This window comes from Candidatus Obscuribacterales bacterium, assembly GCA_036703605.1.
GTDB lineage: Bacteria > Cyanobacteriota > Cyanobacteriia > RECH01 > RECH01 > RECH01.
Genome location: DATNRH010000338.1, coordinates 1 through 17,449, shown reverse-complemented (window position 1 = coordinate 17,449; position 17,449 = coordinate 1). Strand labels below are relative to the sequence as shown.

Sequence of the window (17,449 nt, the reverse complement as noted above, 5' to 3'; positions counted from 1 at the left end):
CGCGATGCGCAGATGGCAACCTTGGTTATGGACAATGTGGATGCTGGGTTTCATCGGGCTGAGCAGTCTACTGTCTGGGAAGGCGATCGCCCAAGTGTCTCTTGATAGCGCCGAGCATTTGGATTTAGATCCGATTATTCTAGAGGAAAGCCCCGTCCTGCAGCGCTGGCTGGATGAGGTGCCTGATCTAGCCGAGGATATTCGCCATGATCCTAGCTTTCGCCCACGCTTGCGGATAGGCTATGCACAATGGCTCTCGGATCCTGACGCCAGCGGCTTCTATCTGGGGGTCGAAGATGTCTTGATTCAGCCGCGAGGGCTCACTCTCAGCGCCGACTACCAAGGCAGTTTTGAGGGCGATCGCCAAGCCTATGGGCTAGACCTACGCTACTACCTGCGTCCCCTGGGTAGCTATGTGAATGTTGCGCCGGTGGTGGGCTATCGATCCATAGAACGGGAGGGCGATCGCCGCCATGGAGCCCACGTCGGTCTGCACTTGTTATTGTCCCTATCACGCACCGGTGCCGCCGACTTAGCCCTCAGCCAAACTTGGGTGAATCCGGGTGGCAGCCAGGAGGTGAGTCTCACCACCCTATCCGCAGGCTATGCTGTGACATCCGATCTTCGCGTCTCGACCGATCTACAGTGGCAGCGGGCTAGACAGAGCGATCGGCGTGTGGGCATTGGTCTGGAATGGATGTTTTAAGTAGGTGGACTCCATTCAATGAAGCTACCGAGTTTCGACATCGCTCAACCCTCGTCTCATCAGAATTGGAGCGCCACTAGTTACGTCCTCCCACTTAGCACCAGGTTCATCCGCTGAAGTTTTTGTTTATTACCTAATTCTTACGTCACCTAGGTTGCCGCTATGCCAAATTATTCAGCGCTACATATTTGCTTGCCCAGCTATGATAACTTAGGCGATCGCCTTGGCATGGACGCAATGATTCCATTATTTGCAGAACACCAACTGCATCTAACGGTAGACTTAGTTGACATCAGAGCATTAGTCGATCAAAACACATCTCTAGATAATCAACTTGACAGCATTAATCAAACCTATGATCTGGTAGTCATTGGTGCTGGAGGTTATCTTCATCCTCTGCACCTTTTGCCACGGATTTTTTCTCAGATAGAAAGCTGGGGTAAGCTAAGAATTCCCCTGGTCTTATTCGGGTTTGGGGTTGTTAACCTCCATGAACACAACAACTATCCCACCCGATTTTCCCTGCTTTCAGCCTATGAACCCAATCACCTCACGGCGGCTCTCAACGCAGCCACAGCCATTTCAGTGCGGGACGTGCGATCGTGGTTTGTGGCAAGACGCTTGCTGCAGCGGGATGCCCATAAGGTATTTCTAACCGGATGTCCTACCGTATTTCTGGCAGGACGCTTGCAGCACCAAGTAGCACTAACCCATGAAATTGGTCTAAACCTACCGTTTCGTCATGCCGCCTGCCAGCACTACCATGATGAGTTGATGTACGTTGCCCGCACCCTAATTACCACCCTCCGGTTTCGCAGTGATGCCCAAAACCAAACCAAGCCCCTGAAATGGATCTGCCATTCTGAAACAGAGCGGGCAGATGCGGAGCGGTTACGCGATCGCTTTCAGCAGGATTTCGACATTGTCAATCCCACCACGTTTGAGGAAACGAGCCAAGCCTTTGCTTCTTGCCGCATTGCTCTGGTCACCAAAGGGCACGCTGGCATTTTCTGCCTGGCCAACCGGGTCCCCTTTGCCTTTCTGAGCTACGACATTAAATGTGATGCCTTAGTCGAAGCTTTGTGGGATCATCCACCAGATTTACTGCTCTATATCCACCAACTAAAGGAGTTAGATATTGATCAAGCATTACAGACCCTACTCAATCGAGTCTTACGATTGTCACCTAGTCTTAAGCTTGCTTCTGATCACCTTCTAGATCATTGTTCACAGGAATTAGAGAATTTCTTCCATGCCATCAAGGTAAGCATGAAGTAAGGATGCAGGTCAGCAAGAGATCTTTTGATCGACAAATTGGGTAACGCTTTAAGCAGGCTTGATAACAACCTTAGCCATCGAATACTCTTTGAGTCACACTAAGGGCGATCGCTCTCCTTTCACTCCCGCAGCACATAACCCACCCCGCGCACCGTTTGAATCAGCCGCTTCTCCTGCTCCGCTTCCAGCTTCAGACGCAAGTAGCGAATATAAACCTCAATAATATTAGAATCGCCCATAAAGTCGTAGCCCCAAACTTTTTCAAGAATGCGATCGCGGGTAATGACTTGGCGAGGATTGCTGATCAGATATTCCAATAGATCAAATTCCTTAGCCGTGAGTTCAATCAGCCGCTTGCCGCGAAATACCTCACGGGTTTTACGATTGAGGGATAAATCATCAAAGTGCAGCACATCGGCATCATCATCATCTTGACTGCGGCGAAGGTGGGCACGCACTCGGGCTAACAGTTCTTCGATGCTAAAGGGTTTGGTAACATAATCATCCGCTCCCGCATCTAGTCCCGCCACGCGATCGCTAATATCATCCTTGGCGGTCAACAAAATGACCGGGGTTTTCGAGCCCGTGGCCCGCAGCCGCCGACATAGCTCTAGGCCAGTGAGCCCCGGCATCAACCAATCTAAAATAATCAGATCTGGGTTAATGTCGCGGGCCGCCGTTAGCCCTGCCAGACCATCATGAGCAACCGTGATGTCATAGCCTTCATAGCCCAGCTCCAGTTCAATAAAGCGGGCTAATTTAGTTTCGTCTTCGACAACAAGGATATGGGGGTTCATAGCGTTGAGGATGCCAAGGGTAGGGTAACAGTAAAGGTGCTGCCTTCGTGGGGCTTGGAGGCAAGGCTGACTCGCCCGCCCATGCCATCAACCAGGGTTTTCACCAACGATAGCCCTAGACCACAGCCCCCAGTGGAGCGGGCACGGGCTTCATCGACACGATAGAAGCGATCGAAAATTCGCGACTGATGTTGCAGAGGAATACCACAACCAAAGTCTTGAACTGCGATCGCCACCTGCCCCTGGTGCTGCTCCACTCGGATGATCACCGGCTGATGGGGGGCAGAATAATTCAGGGCATTGTCAATCAGGTTCATCAACACCTGTTTCAGTCGTTGACGATCGCCCTCGACCCAGATATCCAACGGAGACTCGATTTTCAAGGTGCGATCGCCTGCCCCTTGCACCATGCTACAGAGTTCAGCAATCAGTTCATTCACGGAGATGGTTTCTAGATGATAGTGAAAATTGCCAGAGTCAGCGCGGGCTAGTTCCAGCAGTTCTTCTAGTAAATGAATCGTGCGATTAGCTTCAGAAGCAGCAATTTCTAAGGCTTCTCTCTGGGACTCAGTCAGGGTAGCGCTGCGGCGCAGGGTGCTCTGTAGATAGCCAGAAACAATGGTTAGGGGCGTGCGGAGTTCATGGGAAACATCGTTGACAAACTGGCGCTGTTGATCCCAAGTGGTCGCTAGCCGTTGGAGCATATCATCACAGGTTTCCGCCAGTTCGTTCACCTCCGTCGGGGCCGCATGTAGATGCAGCTTGAGGATGCCGATGGTGTCGGGGCAAACATTGCGGGTGAGCTGTCCTACTTGCTTCAGCGGCAGGAGCGATCGCCGCACGTAAACCGCCAGCGCTACTGCCATCACAATCATCACCAGTAAACTCACCAACGAAAGGCTGCGAATAATGGCAATGAACATCACCTGTTCTTCGGTAATATCTTGAGCAACGTACAGGGTGCCTAAGTTGCTACCGTCCACCCTTAAGGGCCCTCGACAGAGTACCAGGGAGCGATCGCCCACCCGTTGAATGGCTGAATCGAGGCGCGTGAGTTGATCGCCTCGCTGCGCTAAGGCGTTGGCCCGCTGGAGAAAAAGGTCATCGGCAAATGTGGGGGTCATCATTCCCGATGGACGATCCAGCACAATCATTAATCCTGGCAGGCTACGATTATCAATCGCCCGTTGGATAGCCAGATCCAAGGGCATCATCTCGGCATAAAGCTCCACATCTTGAGGCAGGCGAGAGATGACTTCAATCGTCAATTGCTTATGGCTATCAATGAGCAACCGCTGGGTCTTCCAAGCCGTCCAGATGGCAATACTGCCGACACCACAGAGCGAGACCAAGGTAACTCCAATGGTCAAGCGAAACTGAAGCGATTTGGGGTTTAGGGCTGCCCAAATAGGTTGCAGAGTGGTTGTCACAAGCTGGCGAACGGACTTCATGATCATCAACGCTAACATATCGGACAAGAGAGCCAGTGAAGTACAACAGCACTAGGGAGCGATCGCTATCATCCTGCTCCCCCTACGAGATTGCCCTGGCCCTGACCACAGCTACAATGAACCTTCAATGAAGCCATGTTGCCAAACCATCTCAAGGATTATGGTTATGACAAACCACTCAACAGGGTAACCACCACGATTGCATGGAAACAATCTGCTATGAGCTGTGCAGAGATCATCCTCGGATTCCAGATCAGCTCTTCGATAGAGCAGAATGATGCCTAGGGGCGATCGCGCTTATTCTTCACTCTAGAGGGGAACTCTAATAGCCAGATGAATTTTTCCTGAGCAATGTCATTTTTAGCAACGTTGACTGTTCAAAAGCCTAATAAAGATTACCTGAAGGTTTGCTCAACGAGCGACAGTTATCCCTCAAGATTAAGGTACATTTTTTCAAAGGGCGAGAAACGGGTCTCAGTTTTGGGTATCTTAATCCTCAGATGAGATCTTAACCATGGGAACTAAATCATGGAGTTCTTAACGGCATCACGTGGAGCGATACACATCAATGACGGTAGAGTTTAAGATCGCCAATCGATCGATTCATCCGGAGCAACTGCTATCGTGTTTGGCAGGGTATCAAATGCTCCCTAACCTCGTCCAAGCGATCTTAGTAGATGATGCGATCGCTCAAATTGTCTGTACAGAAGACGAAAAGGCTGCAGCTTGTCAACAATTTTATACGCAGAATCAACTAGACGAGGAAGCAGCACGACAAGCTTGGCTCAGCCAATATGGCATGACGCCGGAGCAGCTTGAGGCCCTAGCTACCCGAGAACTCCGGATTGAAAAATTTAAGCAAGAAACCTGGGGCGGCAAGCTAGAGTCCTACTTTCTACAGCGCAAAAGCAGTCTGGATAAGGTGATATACTCCCTAATTCGGGTAAAAGATCCAGGAATTGCCCGCGAGCTTTATTTTCGAATTTCCGAAGGGGAGCAACCGCTGTCCGAGCTAGCGCGGGAGTATTCCCAGGGAGTAGAAGCCCAAACTGATGGACTGATTGGCCCCGTAGAACTGAGCGTTCCTCACCCTGTCTTAGCCCAAATTCTAGCCAGCAGCCAGCCGGGAGACCTAGCCCCTCCCACACAAGTAGGAGAATGGGTCGTGCTCGTACGCCTAGAGCGGTTCATGCCAGCTCAGCTCGATGACGCCATGCGATCGCGCCTGCTGAATGAATGCTTCCAAACCTGGCTCAATGAACAGCTTGCCCAAGTTGACTTACACGCCATTCAGCATCCTCCAACGGTCTCAGTAGCCCCATGACCTATACCAAATCATCGATTAAGGAATTCTTAGCGGCTATTCCGCCCTTCGATCGCCTGCCGGATACTGTCCTAAGCCGCATTGCTAATATGGCTCAGCTTCTGCGGTATCGCATGGGGCAGCCCATTGTCGTGCGCGATACCATGCCGGCTCAGCTATCGATTATCTACCAAGGACAGGCGCGGCTACTGGCCTATGATCCCCGCACCGATCGCCCCGTCACCCTCGAAATGGTGCCGGCTGGTCAAGTCTTGGGTTGGGTGAGCTTGGTGCGCGGTCTGCCCTGTGAAACAGCGATCGCTTCCGTAGAAACCATTTGCCTGACCTTACCTGCCAATGAATTTCTAGGGCTTCTAGCGGGAGAACCAGCCTTTGCAGAAGGGTTTCGCTCCCGCTGCTCGATCCTAGAAGCATTTGATTTAATCGGGGCTGAAATTCATCGTCAAGCCATTGGCAATGCTGACCTGAAAGAACTCACCTTTAAGGCCGAACCCGAGGCTGTTGTCTACAACCTGCCGCCAGGCACGACCCCAGCCAGTCAGCTAGAGCGCGATCGCATCTGGTTCGTCAGTGGCGGCGGCGCAATTTCCACCTACCCCGTCGGCAGTCGCATCAACCCCACCGCCAACGCCTCAATCAACGTTACCGGCTCCTTCGATGCTCGGCTCGTAGGCTTTCCATCCGACCTGTTGACCCAAGCCGCCATCCGGCCCAATCCCACGCAAGCTCCGGTAGCGACCCAAACAGCCTTTGATGACGTATCAGATACCACCATCGACCTACCCTATGCACCCGCCCATCCAGTAGCAGCCCAAGGATTGCCCAACCGGGCTACCGATGAACAAACTGGTCGTCAGTCCTACCCCTTCATTCGTGGCAAGGGTGCTCTAGACGGAGCCATGGCCTGCTTCCAGATGCTCAGCCGCCATCTGCAGATTCCCTTTCGGCGGGATATTGTCCATCGTGTCCTCAACGATCAAATCCAGCGCACAGGCGGGCTGAGTCTTGATCTAGCAGGCTCTGTAGCCGAGTTTATGGGACTCAATGCCCAACTCGTGTCTGTGCCCCTTACCTCCCTCAGCCGCATTGAAGCACCGGCGCTCATCGAGTGGGAAGGCGCGCTTTGCGTCGTCTATGAAGCCAACGAGAAAGAACTGGTCATCGCCAATCCAGCTAAGGGGCTTCTGAGGCGGAAACCCAGCGACCTAGTTCGCAGTTGGGGCGGCGTTGCCGAAGGTGGACAGCCCGCCGACCGAGGCGAGGTGCTGCTACTGAAGAAAACCCAGCAAACGCCTCAACAGCGATTTGGCTTGCAGTGGTTTTTGCCCTCCATCTATCGCTACCGCCGAGTTTTGACCGAGGTCTTCGTTGCCTCCTTCTTTGTCCAGCTTTTTGCCCTAGCCAATCCGTTGATGATCCAGGTGATCATCGATAAGGTAATTGTGCAAAACAGCTCCGATACCCTGCAAGTCTTGGGGATCTTTCTGGTGGTGCTGGCGGTGTTTGAGGCCCTGCTCAGCAGTTTACGTACCTATCTCTTTGTTGATACCACCAACCGTATTGACCTCTCCCTGGGCTCCGAAATTATTGATCACTTGCTGCGTCTGCCGCTGCGCTATTTCGATCGCCGTCCCGTGGGAGAGCTATCGACACGGATCAACGAGCTAGAAAATATTCGCCAGTTTCTCACCGGAACAGCACTCACCGTGGTCTTGGATGCCCTCTTTTCGGTCATCTACATCGTGGTGATGTTCATCTATAGCTGGTTGCTCACCCTGGTAGCCTTGGCGATTATTCCGCTATTTGTAGGTCTAGCCGTCATCGCCTCGCCGCTGATTCGTCGGCAGCTTCGAGTCAAAGCCGAACGCAACGCCGAAACCCAGTCCTACCTGGTGGAGGTGATGTCGGGGATTCAAACCGTGAAGGCTCAAAATATGGAGCTGCGGGCCCGCTGGCAATGGCAGCAGCGCTATGCCCGCTACGTGAGTGCTGGCTTCAAGACCGTGCTTACCTCAACCACCGCAGGCTCGGCCAGCCATTTCCTCAACCAGCTCTCTGGACTATTGGTGCTCTGGGTAGGTGCCTACCTAGTGCTGCAGGGCCAGCTCACCCTCGGTCAGTTGATCGCCTTTCGGATCATCTCCGGGTATGTGACGGGGCCACTTCTGCGTTTAGCCCAGCTTTGGCAAAGTTTCCAAGAAATTGGCCTGTCCATTGAGCGGCTCAGCGACATTTTGGATACCAATCCCGAAGCCGATGAACTGGATCGCCTCAATATTCCCATGCCGCAAATTGAGGGACGAGTCACCTACGATGAAGTCACCTTCAGGTTTACCAAGGACGGGCCGCCTCAACTGAAAAATGTCAGCGTGGAATTTCAGCCCGGCTCTTTCGTGGGCATTGTGGGTCTGAGCGGCTCTGGGAAGAGCACCATGATGAAGCTCCTGCCGCGGCTTTATGAGCTAGAGTCTGGGCGGATTATGATCGATGGCTATGACATTGGCAAAGTCGAGCTGTATTCCCTGCGGCGACAGGTGGGGATTGTGCCCCAAGAAACCCTGCTGTTTGACGGTACGGTACAGGAAAATATTGCTCTGACCAATCCCGAAGCGACAGCCGAGGAAATTATTGATGCCGCCAAGGCCGCCGCCGCCCATGACTTCATTATGGGATTGCCCAATGGCTATAACACACGGGTTGGAGAACGAGGCTCGGCCCTATCGGGTGGGCAACGGCAACGGGTGGCGATCGCCCGCACCGTCCTTCAACGACCTCGCCTGTTGATTTTGGATGAAGCTACCAGCGCCCTTGACTATGACTCGGAGCGTCAGGTCTGCCTCAACCTAGCCCAAGTGTTCCGCGATCGCACCGTGTTTTTCATCACCCACCGACTCAGCACCATCCGCAATGCTGACATCATCTTGATGATGGATAAAGGTTCCATTGTAGAAATTGGCACCCATGAAGAACTCATGGCCCTGCGCGGTCGCTACTTTTGCCTCTATCAGCAGCAAGAAGCGCAACTCTAAAGGCTTGCATTCAACCCTATTGCTTCTCCCTTGCCCGTTTCATCGTGATCCTAGTGCTCTTACAGGACTGACCCATGACTCAATCTGCAAACGGACACAATCAGCGCCTCGCTGCCCTCATGGCCGGCAACAGCAATGCATCACCTAACGGCAGTCAACCACCTTCAGACCATGACGCAGGCAACAACGGCAGTCGCGCCATCCGCACAGAAGACGATTTTGATCAGCCGGTGATTCTGCAACAAACCGCCCGCTGGTCTCATGCGATCATCTGGGGCATCGTAGGCGTCACCACCTTTACGGTGCTCTGGGCAGCCTTTGCTAAGGTTGAAGAAGCTGTCCCCGCCACGGGAAAACTAGAGCCCCAAGGAGCCGTCCAGGACGTACAAGCACCGGTGAATGGCGTCGTGCAGGAAATCTTGGTAGAAGATGGCGATCGCGTCCAGCAGGGCGATGTTCTCATGCGTCTTGATACCCGCGCATCTAATGCCCAGTTGGAATCCTTGCAGGAGGTGAAAACGTCCCTAGAGCAAGAAAATCGCTTCTACCGAGCCCAGTTGGGTAATCTTCCCATTGATTCCGAAGATGTGTTGAATCTTGACCTTTCTCCTGAAGTTCTGTCCCTAACGGAGAGCCGCTCAACGCTGATTGCCGAAAACCAGCTTTATGGATCGTTGCTCACAGGCTCAACAGATGGCACAGCCTTCTCACCAGCCCAAGCCTTCCGTCTGCAGGCCCTACAAGCCGAAGCTAGCAGCCGCATTTCGGCCTCTCAACTTGAGGTGGCTCAACTTGAGCGTCAGCTTCAGGAGTCTAATATTCAATTGCAGGCTGCCCGTTCTAATCTCAGAACCAATGAAGCTATTTTGAATGACATTACCCCATTGTTTGAGGAAGGGGGAATCGCGCGGCTGCAATATACTCGTCAAGTCCAAGAAGTTGATAACAGCCAAGCAGAGGTTGATCGTTTAGAGATTGAGCAGGAGCGGCTTCAGTTTGCGATCGCCCAAGGCCAGGAGCAGTTTCAGAATGCTGTCGCCATTTCCAACACCGATATTCTGAACCGGATAGCCGAGAACGACAAGCGGATTTCGGAGATCAACGGTCAGCTTAATAAAGCGATCGTAGAAAATGAAAAGCGGATTTCGGAGATCGAAAGCCAGCTCAGCCAAACAGAGCTGAATCTGCAATATCAAGAAATTCGTGCTCCTATTGATGGCATTGTGTTCGACCTCCAAGCTCAACCTCAAGGTGTGGTGGGTAATACAGCAGAGCCCGTGCTGAAGCTGGTGCCTAGCGATGAACTGCTGGCTCGGGTGTTTATCACCAATCGGGATATCGGCTTTGTGTCCACCGGTATGCCGGTAGACGTGCGGGTGGATTCCTTCCCATTTAGCGAGTTTGGCGACATCAAAGGCGAGTTAGTATGGATTGGCTCCGATGCCCTGCCGCCGGATCAAATTCGTCAGTTTTATTCTTTCCCCGCCACCATACGGCTCGATCAACAGGAGCTCGTCATCCGAGGGAATGGCGTGCCTCTGCAGTCGGGGATGTCGGTGAGCGCTAATATCATCACTCGCGATCGCACCGTGTTGAGCATCTTCACGGATCTGTTTATCCGCAAGGTGGAAAGTGTCACTACTTCACGGTAAACAAGCGACAGTCATTTACCCTGTCGTAGGTCACCAGCGTTCCCTTTGACTTCGCTCAGGGAACGCTGGCTGGCTGTTGGCTTTCTTCCTTCGGGAGATATTTCACGTTGGCGGAGCTTGTCCTCAAGACTAACGACTTCGCTCCGCCACTGTAGTCGCTAGAAGGTAGCTGATCTTGGGGTGATGGAGCCTTCTAGTCTTGGGCGTCTAACTTCGGCTTCAGGAGCTTATTGGTGAGCTTTGGATCGGCGCGACCGTTGGTTTTCTTCATCACCTGACCGACAAAGAAGCCTTGCAGCTTGGTTTTGCCCGCCCGATACTTGGCTAGCTCGTCGGGATTTTCTACCAGCACTTGGTCAATCACTGCTGCCAGCTCACCCTCATCGGAGATTTGCACCAGCCCCTTTTGTTCAACCAAGTCCTTAGCCGAACCGCCCTGGGTGAGCAGCTCGGGTAACAAGTCTTTGCCGATTTTGTTGCTAATGGTGCCCGCTTCGATCAGGTCAATCAACTCAGCTAAGCTTTCCGGTGTCAGCGCCAGCTCACGGATAGTTTTCTTTTCATTGTTCAGGTAAGCGCCAATGTCTTGGGTGATCCAGTTGGCCGCCAGTTTGGCATTGGCTCCGGCGGCGATCGCTGCTTCAAAATATTCAGCAATGGAGCGATCGTCCGTGAGAACACCAGTATCGTAGGCGGATAGACCTAAGTCTGTCTCATAGCGATGGCGTTTTTGGGCAGGCAGTTCCGGCAGTTCACCGCGCCAGCCGTCGAGCTGCTCCGACGATACCTCAATGGGGCCGAGATCGGGTTCAGGAAAATAGCGGTAGTCGCTAGAGCCTTCCTTCAGGCGCATACTGATGGTGCGCTGAGAGCCCTCTTCCCAGAGACGCGTTTCTTGATAAATCGGCTCTCCCGCTTCGATCGCTGCAATTTGCCGTTCAATTTCGTAGTCGATCGCCTTTTGGATGGCACTGAAGGAGTTCATATTTTTGATCTCCACCTTCGTGCCAAATTCCGCCCGACCCACAGGACGCACAGAAATATTTACATCACAGCGCAGCGACCCTTCCTGCATATTGCCATCGCTGACCCCTAGGTAGCGGACAATCCGGCGCAGCTCTTGGGCATATTCTGCTGCTTCTTGCCCCGATCGCAAATCCGGCTCCGACACAATCTCAATCAGCGGAATGCCAGCACGGTTGTAGTCCACCAGGGAATGGGTGGATCCCGACAGGCGATCGCTGCCTGCATGAACTAGCTTGCCAGCATCTTCTTCCATATGCAGACGTGTGATACCAATGCGCTTGCGCGTAGAGGTACCGGCTTTCTTGTCTACCAATTCAATCTCCAGCCAGCCATGTTCGGCAATAGGCAAATCATATTGGGAGATTTGGTAGTTCTTCGGTAGGTCAGGATAGAAATACTGCTTACGGTCAAACTTGCTGTAGGGGGCAATTTGGCAATTGAGTGCTAACCCCGCTTTCACCGCATATTCCAACACTTTCTCGTTGAGCACCGGCAACACCCCCGGCATACCCATACAAATAGGATCGATGTGGGTATTCGGCGGTGCCCCAAAAGCCGTGGAGCTATTGGAGAAAATTTTGGTGGCGGTACTGAGTTGGCAATGGGTCTCTAGCCCAATCACCGCTTCATACTGGGTCTTGGCGGGTGCAGCAGTAGTCATAGGCGTGGGTATCGTGGATTCGATGAATGGACGGCGCATGACAAGATCAGTCGGTGCGACGTGTACTCCCATTGTATCGAGGTCTTGGAGCAATCGGACAGCGATCGCTTAGAAGCGAAAGACAGTGCGAATGGTACCAATGACGCTATCGCTAATCGAGTTATCGTTACCAGGATCCGCAACCCAGATGAGACCAGGCGTGATGGACACATTATTGTTGAGCTGATATCGATAAAATCCTTCCACAACTAGGGAGGCGTCCTCAATCAAAGCCGGGATGCGCTGATCATTCACACTCGCATCTGCAATGCGAGGTGGCACACCCACTAAGATGCCACCGAGATGACCGCTACCAAATAGATCGGGAAAGGCCAGGGTCAGTTGATAGCTCCAAATATCAAGATCACTGGTGCTTGTACTACTGTCAATATAGGCAGCCCCGCCCCCAATCTCAATAGCATCACTGAGTCGATAGTTAATCTGAGCGCCGTAGGTATTGGCAGTTTCGGGATCGGTTGTGGCAAACCCAGAGGTGCTATAGCCTCGCACGTAGGTGAGCGCACCATCAAAACGAGAGGATAGGAAGGTGAGCTGGGCAATCATGCCAAAGTCACCATTGAATAAACCATTGGATGGTTGAGGATTGGAAGCATTACTAGCTGTGTAGCCAAAGTCCAAGCTGAGATTGTTCGTGACCTGAACAATGGCCCCGGCTCCCGCATTGCCTGGCGCTGCCAAACTGTATTGCGGTGGAAAGCCAAAGGCAGACAGGCTACCGTCGGTAGAACTATCCAGCGGGCTAATCGTACTGGAGACGAGATCATCCACGGCTAAGCCATTGGCTCCGATGCGTGCATCAATCCGACTCGTCACCGGAAAGTCATAAAACAAGCTGTCTAGCTCAATATCATCATCACCCGATGCGCCACCAAAGGAGAAGCCAATCGTATCCCCTTCAAACTCGCGAAAATCACGGGCTTGAAGACGAATCCGAAGGCGATCGCTGCCCGTGAAGCTAGAATCAAAATTCATGCGCATCCGGTAGCCAAAGGTCGCTTGGTTACTGAATTGGGAGTCTTCAGCCAGTGCTGCTGCCGTCGCAAAGATGACGTTGCCATTCAGCTTGGTGGTGGTCGAAAACTGATTGGCTTCTAATTCCGCTGTGCGGGCTTCCAACGCATCCACCCGCCCACGCAAAGTGGCTAATTCTGCGGCATATTCTTCCTGCAGACGCTCCAGGGTGAGCAGATCAGCAGAACCAACACCCCCTCCGGAGAGCAGGCTGCTAATGCGATCGAGACAGGCATTCAGCCCAGCAGCGAATTCATAGCGAGACAGGGGTTGATTGCCCCGGAAGGTGCCATCTGGATAGCCCGCGATACAGCCATACCGTTCCACCAAAGACGCCAGGGCTTGGTAGGCCCAATCCGTGGGAGCTACGTCGGATAGCTGAGTCACAGAGGTTACCTGAGACATAGAACCTTCCTCTCCAGCTACAGAGCCCACAGAGCCTACAGGGGCAGTGGTGGCCGTAGGACGAGATTCTGGTACTGTAGGGCGATCGCTAGCCGTGGGACTTGGGGCAAGAGGGCTGACCGTAGGACTCGGGGCTAAGGGAGCAGGCTGAGGTGCAGGGAATGCGGTGGAGCGATCGCTGCTGGCGGGGCTATCCGCTGGAATCAGCTCAGTGGGGGCGCTGTCGGGAATGACCACAAACCCGTTGTAGTGCGAATTAATTGCCGGATCTGAGGTTGGAATTAACTGGGTTGGCGTTGCACTGGGTGTGACAACCTCCTGAGGGGCAGGTAGAGCCTGTTGGGAGATCAGCAGATCGGGCGTACTCTCTATCGCAGAGAGGTCATCAGATGCAGGAAGGTCATCAGACAACCAAGAAGCTGTGCGATCACCTCCCTGCCATTCATCTGATGCCATAGCGATGGTTGGCCATGCTGTGAACCAAAGGAGGCTCGTTGCCGGCACAGCTAGCAGAATGTTCAAGATAAGATTACGAACCATGTTTTCCTCACACCTGTCCCAGGGTTGATCACCATTAAGTTATAGCTAATAGTTTTTACCAGCGCACCCAGTCTGGTAGGAATGCAAGGAAATCTTACATGGTTATTGCCAGAAGTGATGGAAATCTCTTGTTTCTTGCTCAAGCAACCCTCATGAAGCTGGGCGATCGCCCCCATCACGGAGCACCTTTCAAAAATGATGCATAATGAACACGATTGATATTGGGTTGGCATAAAACCTACCCAATCATGACTCCAGCCTGTCTCCCTGGAACCAGACCTATCCCAAGCAACCTCTTGGCCCCATCCCACCTGGGATGTACGCCAGAGCTGTCTATGGCAGTCAACCACTTACCCCCTAGCAACCCCATAGTCAGATCACGCTGGGGACGTCGGAGTCCTAAAAAGCAAGATTTTAAGATTAAGCACCATGTCTAAAACCGTATTGCAATCATGGGTTCCAGTCATGCTCATTGCCCTTGGGCTAACCGGTATGGCAAAACCCGCCCAAGCCCAGGGTCAAACCATTTATAGTCCCATGCCCATTGAGAGTGGCACTGAACTCACCGATGTCTTGAGTGACAGTGACATTCCGACTGGATTTGGAGGGTTTGCGCGCGATTACACCATTACCTTTGAAGCAGGCGACCACATTGTGATTGACCTGATCTCCGATGACTTTGATACGATCATCACGCTCATTTCACCTGATGGCTCAACCTTTGGCGAAAATGATGATGGCCCTGATGGCAGCACCAATTCGCTCCTCTTTGCTCGAATTGTCCAGGGTGGCACCTATGTGTTGCGAGTGCGGCCCTATGCTGGTCAAGGCTCCGGCTCGTTTCAACTCAAAGTGACAAGGCTCCGTCCAGTAGACTAGCCGATCTGCAAGCACCGGGCATGGTTGAACACCGCTGCCCGGTGACCAAGAAGCGCGATCGCCCTGAACCATGTTCCCCAGGTTTCAAAAAAAGTTTGTCAAATGGCTTGCCAAGGATCCAGTCAGTCTGCTAGCTTAATGAAGCGCTAAAAAACAAGCGCAAATTTCGGTGCAGCTTACGCCTAGCCGATTTTATAAGCCGGGATAGCTCAGTCGGTAGAGCAGAGGACTGAAAATCCTCGTGTCGGCGGTTCAAGTCCGCCTCCTGGCATCATTTCAGCCATCGCCTTTGCAAAAAAGAGTCATCGGGGACTCCAATGCTGGTATTTCAGAGATAGGCGATCGCGCGATTTTTGTCCTCAAGGAAGCGTAACCGTCATCCTGTCGCTATGTTCCAATCACACGATGGCAACTGTGGCGCTGCTCGATGCGTATGATCCCGAAAACGTTGCAGGAAGTTTCGGAACTTTTAATGTAGAGTGCCGTCAGGCGCAGCCGTAATGCACGGTCTCATTAAGTCTGAATGCGATTCATCAGCACAAGCCCCAAGCCGACTTCAAAATAATAGATCAATGTCCAACTGTTTGAGATTCACTCGGTAGAGACTGCCATGGCTTTGATTCCAGGTGGCGAGCAGTAGCGTATGAGGGTTGGGCATCGCGATCGCTGTCGGAGACTTCGGGCCATTAATTCGCTCAATGCGATCGCCAAATCCAGTTAGCAACAGAATTTGTCCTTCTTGATCCACCACCACATAGCCCCACGTAGTTGCAGCCAAGAGATAAGGCTGAATTTCAACTCCAATACGATTAATGCGATAGGGTTTGAGATCCAGCATTAATAAAGCATGAGGATTGTAGGCATCTGGTGCCAATAGTCGATAGGGGGTCGGTGTTTTAATGGCTTGTCCCATTAAAACTGGCATGGCTAATGATCCTAGGACATGTCCTCGTCGGTTAAATATCTCGATTAAGGTACCTTTTGGCGTTGTACTGGTGTCAGATTCTGGTTCTCGCTGAGCAACCACAGCCACGTGGCGAGAATCTAAAGCAATCAGTTGTTGTACGTTATAGCAACGCCCCGGCTTAAATAAACGAATGGGCTGATCAGGCAAGCTTAAATCACCCGACAAAGGCGATCGCACAAACTGTAGTGTACTCTCCATAGCACAGTTAATATCCGGTTCTCCTAGCTTATCTGGCGATACTGGAGAAGCTGAACCCGAGTTAGACTGCTGCTGTCGATAGGTGGCATTAGTGGCGATCGCTATCCATCGCCCCCCTGATTCCACATCAGCCCAAAAAGGTTGATCCATGGATAGAATCGACTGAACTTGAGGCTCATGACCATGGGATACATCCAAGATGGGTAACAAGGAAAGCGATCGCTCTGTAGCCACAAAGCATCCCTGGGGTCGTAACCATAGCTGTCGAGGCATTTCAGGCATCTGTAGCTTACGCCATTCTAGCCACTCTTCTGATTCTTGGGATGCATTGGCCGCCACCACCGTCCATTTCACGGATTGACCCACTTGCTGACAAATTCGCTGGGGTGGCGGTGCCAAAAGCTGCAGATCAATCGGCACTTCAGCGTCATGCTCTAAGCAATAAACAGGAGCCTTCAGCAATATTGCTTGCTCATAGCTAAAGCCGCTCACAGACGTCTCACCGACAAACTGTAGCAGTGGCTTGACCGTTGTTGTGCGTGCCGCCTCTTCCTGAAGCAGGGCGATCGCCTCTTGGAGCGCCTGGCGCATCTCCCCAGCCGTGCGGAACCGTCGCGCTGCTAGCTTTTGAAGGGACGTCGCCAAAATAGATCGACAGGCCGTTGGTACTGAGTCAGGAATCTGCAGCGGCGTGTTGAGGTGGGCCGACATGAGTTCTGATGGCGTGCCTTGAAAAGGGCGATCGCCTGTGAGCAATTCATACAGCATCACCCCCACCGAATATAGATCCGATGAAGCCGAATACTGGCCATAAAACCGCTCAGGAGCCATATAGGCAGGAGAACCCGTATTGCCAGTTTCCTCATCTGACCGCAGCTCCTGACTGAGCTTCGAGATACCGAAGTCAGAAATCCGCGCACGCCAGCCCCCCATGCGCAGGTTCAGCAAAATATTTTCAGGCTTAATATCACAATGAACAATGCCTCGCAGATGAGCATGTTCTAAACCAGCTAATACATCGTTGATTAAGGACAAGCCCTCAAACAAATTGAGGCGATAATCATCATTCATCACCCCCCGCATCGTACCGCCCTCGCAGTAGTCCATCACGACATACCGCCCCGTTGCCGTATGCTCCAGCGCTTGGCAGGTGACGATATTATCGTGCTGCAAACTGAGCAAGAATCGCAGTTCACGCAAAAACTTATGGGTTGGGAACCGCTGCTGCTCTAAGTTCTTGAGGGCAACTAGCCGTCCGGTTCTGCGATGTGCCGCACAGAACACGCGGCCAAACTGCCCCTGTCCAACTAAACCTAGGAGTCGATACTTCGAGCGTTTCAGCTCAGTTCCCGGTTGGTTTGCCACAATAACGGACGAGTCCTATGTCGATACGTAGATCACAATTGGCAAAGCTGCTGCATGATGGCATCGTGATCTAGATTTGTAACCATGGTTTCAGCCGGTT

The 17,449-nt window shown here is 52.5% G+C and carries 11 protein-coding genes and 1 tRNA gene; 7 read left to right on the top strand and 5 right to left on the bottom strand.

Translation table 11 applies throughout. From position 1 onward, the window contains the following. The coding region (locus V6D20_07130) for a hypothetical protein (protein HEY9815556.1) at nucleotides 1-706 on the top strand (706 nt) is incomplete at its 5' end. Between the two features lie 162 nt (nucleotides 707-868). Further along, nucleotides 869-1,984, top strand: coding sequence for a polysaccharide pyruvyl transferase family protein (locus tag V6D20_07125; GenBank protein HEY9815555.1), 1,116 nt, complete (start codon nucleotides 869-871; stop codon nucleotides 1,982-1,984). Nucleotides 1,985-2,103: 119 nt separating this feature from the next. On the opposite strand, the gene V6D20_07120 is transcribed toward V6D20_07125, so the two are convergent. Further along, a complete protein-coding gene (locus V6D20_07120; protein ID HEY9815554.1) occupies nucleotides 2,104-2,781 on the bottom strand; it encodes a response regulator transcription factor in 678 nt (225 codons plus the stop codon). Then, nucleotides 2,778-4,232 carry an ATP-binding protein gene (locus V6D20_07115; GenBank protein ID HEY9815553.1) on the bottom strand — a complete coding sequence of 485 codons (1,455 nt, stop codon included), beginning with the start codon at nucleotides 4,230-4,232 and terminating at the stop codon, nucleotides 2,778-2,780. The genes V6D20_07120 and V6D20_07115 overlap by 4 nt, the downstream gene beginning before the upstream one ends. Before the next feature lie 568 nt (nucleotides 4,233-4,800). On the opposite strand from V6D20_07115, the gene V6D20_07110 reads away from it, so the two are divergent. The 3 genes from V6D20_07110 to V6D20_07100 all read left to right on the top strand — a co-directional run bounded on the left by V6D20_07110 (nucleotide 4,801) and on the right by V6D20_07100 (nucleotide 10,237). Then, the gene (locus V6D20_07110) at nucleotides 4,801-5,556 is read left to right on the top strand and encodes a peptidylprolyl isomerase (GenBank protein ID HEY9815552.1); all 756 of its coding nucleotides are present in this window, start codon (nucleotides 4,801-4,803) and stop codon (nucleotides 5,554-5,556) included. Next, on the top strand, nucleotides 5,553-8,585 hold the full coding sequence (locus V6D20_07105) for a type I secretion system permease/ATPase (protein ID HEY9815551.1): 3,033 nt from the start codon (nucleotides 5,553-5,555) through the stop codon (nucleotides 8,583-8,585). Before V6D20_07110 ends, V6D20_07105 begins: the two co-directional genes overlap by 4 nt. A 74-nt stretch (nucleotides 8,586-8,659) precedes the next feature. Beyond that, nucleotides 8,660-10,237 carry an HlyD family efflux transporter periplasmic adaptor subunit gene (locus V6D20_07100; protein ID HEY9815550.1) on the top strand — a complete coding sequence of 526 codons (1,578 nt, stop codon included), beginning with the start codon at nucleotides 8,660-8,662 and terminating at the stop codon, nucleotides 10,235-10,237. A gap of 193 nt (nucleotides 10,238-10,430) precedes the next feature. Here the strand turns inward: V6D20_07100 and gatB are convergent, their stop codons facing one another. Both gatB and V6D20_07090 read right to left on the bottom strand, forming a co-directional pair. Then, a complete protein-coding gene (gene gatB / locus V6D20_07095) occupies nucleotides 10,431-11,924 on the bottom strand; it encodes an Asp-tRNA(Asn)/Glu-tRNA(Gln) amidotransferase subunit GatB (protein ID HEY9815549.1) in 1,494 nt (497 codons plus the stop codon). 108 nt (nucleotides 11,925-12,032) lie between these two features. Further along, nucleotides 12,033-13,856, bottom strand: coding sequence for an iron uptake porin (locus tag V6D20_07090; GenBank protein HEY9815548.1), 1,824 nt, complete (start codon nucleotides 13,854-13,856; stop codon nucleotides 12,033-12,035). A 513-nt stretch (nucleotides 13,857-14,369) separates the two neighbouring features. Between V6D20_07090 and V6D20_07085 the strand changes: the two genes are divergently transcribed. Both V6D20_07085 and V6D20_07080 read left to right on the top strand, forming a co-directional pair. After that, the gene (locus tag V6D20_07085) at nucleotides 14,370-14,819 is read left to right on the top strand and encodes a PPC domain-containing protein (protein ID HEY9815547.1); all 450 of its coding nucleotides are present in this window, start codon (nucleotides 14,370-14,372) and stop codon (nucleotides 14,817-14,819) included. A 198-nt stretch (nucleotides 14,820-15,017) separates the two neighbouring features. Then, a tRNA-Phe gene (locus V6D20_07080) sits at nucleotides 15,018-15,090 on the top strand. A gap of 285 nt (nucleotides 15,091-15,375) precedes the next feature. Here V6D20_07080 and V6D20_07075 read toward each other — a convergent pair. Next, a complete protein-coding gene (locus V6D20_07075) occupies nucleotides 15,376-17,349 on the bottom strand; it encodes a serine/threonine-protein kinase (GenBank protein ID HEY9815546.1) in 1,974 nt (657 codons plus the stop codon). Between the last annotated feature and the right edge of the window lie 100 nt (nucleotides 17,350-17,449).

What these genes read in the sequence shown, in the direction of transcription:
- V6D20_07125 (HEY9815555.1), top strand. Translation starts at nt 869, where the DNA reads ATGCCAAATTATTCAGCGCTACATATTTGCTTGCCCAGCTATGATAAC.
- V6D20_07120 (HEY9815554.1), bottom strand. Translation starts at nt 2,781, where the DNA reads ATGAACCCCCATATCCTTGTTGTCGAAGACGAAACTAAATTAGCCCGC.
- V6D20_07115 (HEY9815553.1), bottom strand. Translation starts at nt 4,232, where the DNA reads ATGAAGTCCGTTCGCCAGCTTGTGACAACCACTCTGCAACCTATTTGG.
- V6D20_07110 (HEY9815552.1), top strand. Translation starts at nt 4,801, where the DNA reads ATGACGGTAGAGTTTAAGATCGCCAATCGATCGATTCATCCGGAGCAA.
- V6D20_07105 (HEY9815551.1), top strand. Translation starts at nt 5,553, where the DNA reads ATGACCTATACCAAATCATCGATTAAGGAATTCTTAGCGGCTATTCCG.
- V6D20_07100 (HEY9815550.1), top strand. Translation starts at nt 8,660, where the DNA reads ATGACTCAATCTGCAAACGGACACAATCAGCGCCTCGCTGCCCTCATG.
- gatB (HEY9815549.1), bottom strand. Translation starts at nt 11,924, where the DNA reads ATGACTACTGCTGCACCCGCCAAGACCCAGTATGAAGCGGTGATTGGG.
- V6D20_07090 (HEY9815548.1), bottom strand. Translation starts at nt 13,856, where the DNA reads ATGGCATCAGATGAATGGCAGGGAGGTGATCGCACAGCTTCTTGGTTG.
- V6D20_07085 (HEY9815547.1), top strand. Translation starts at nt 14,370, where the DNA reads ATGTCTAAAACCGTATTGCAATCATGGGTTCCAGTCATGCTCATTGCC.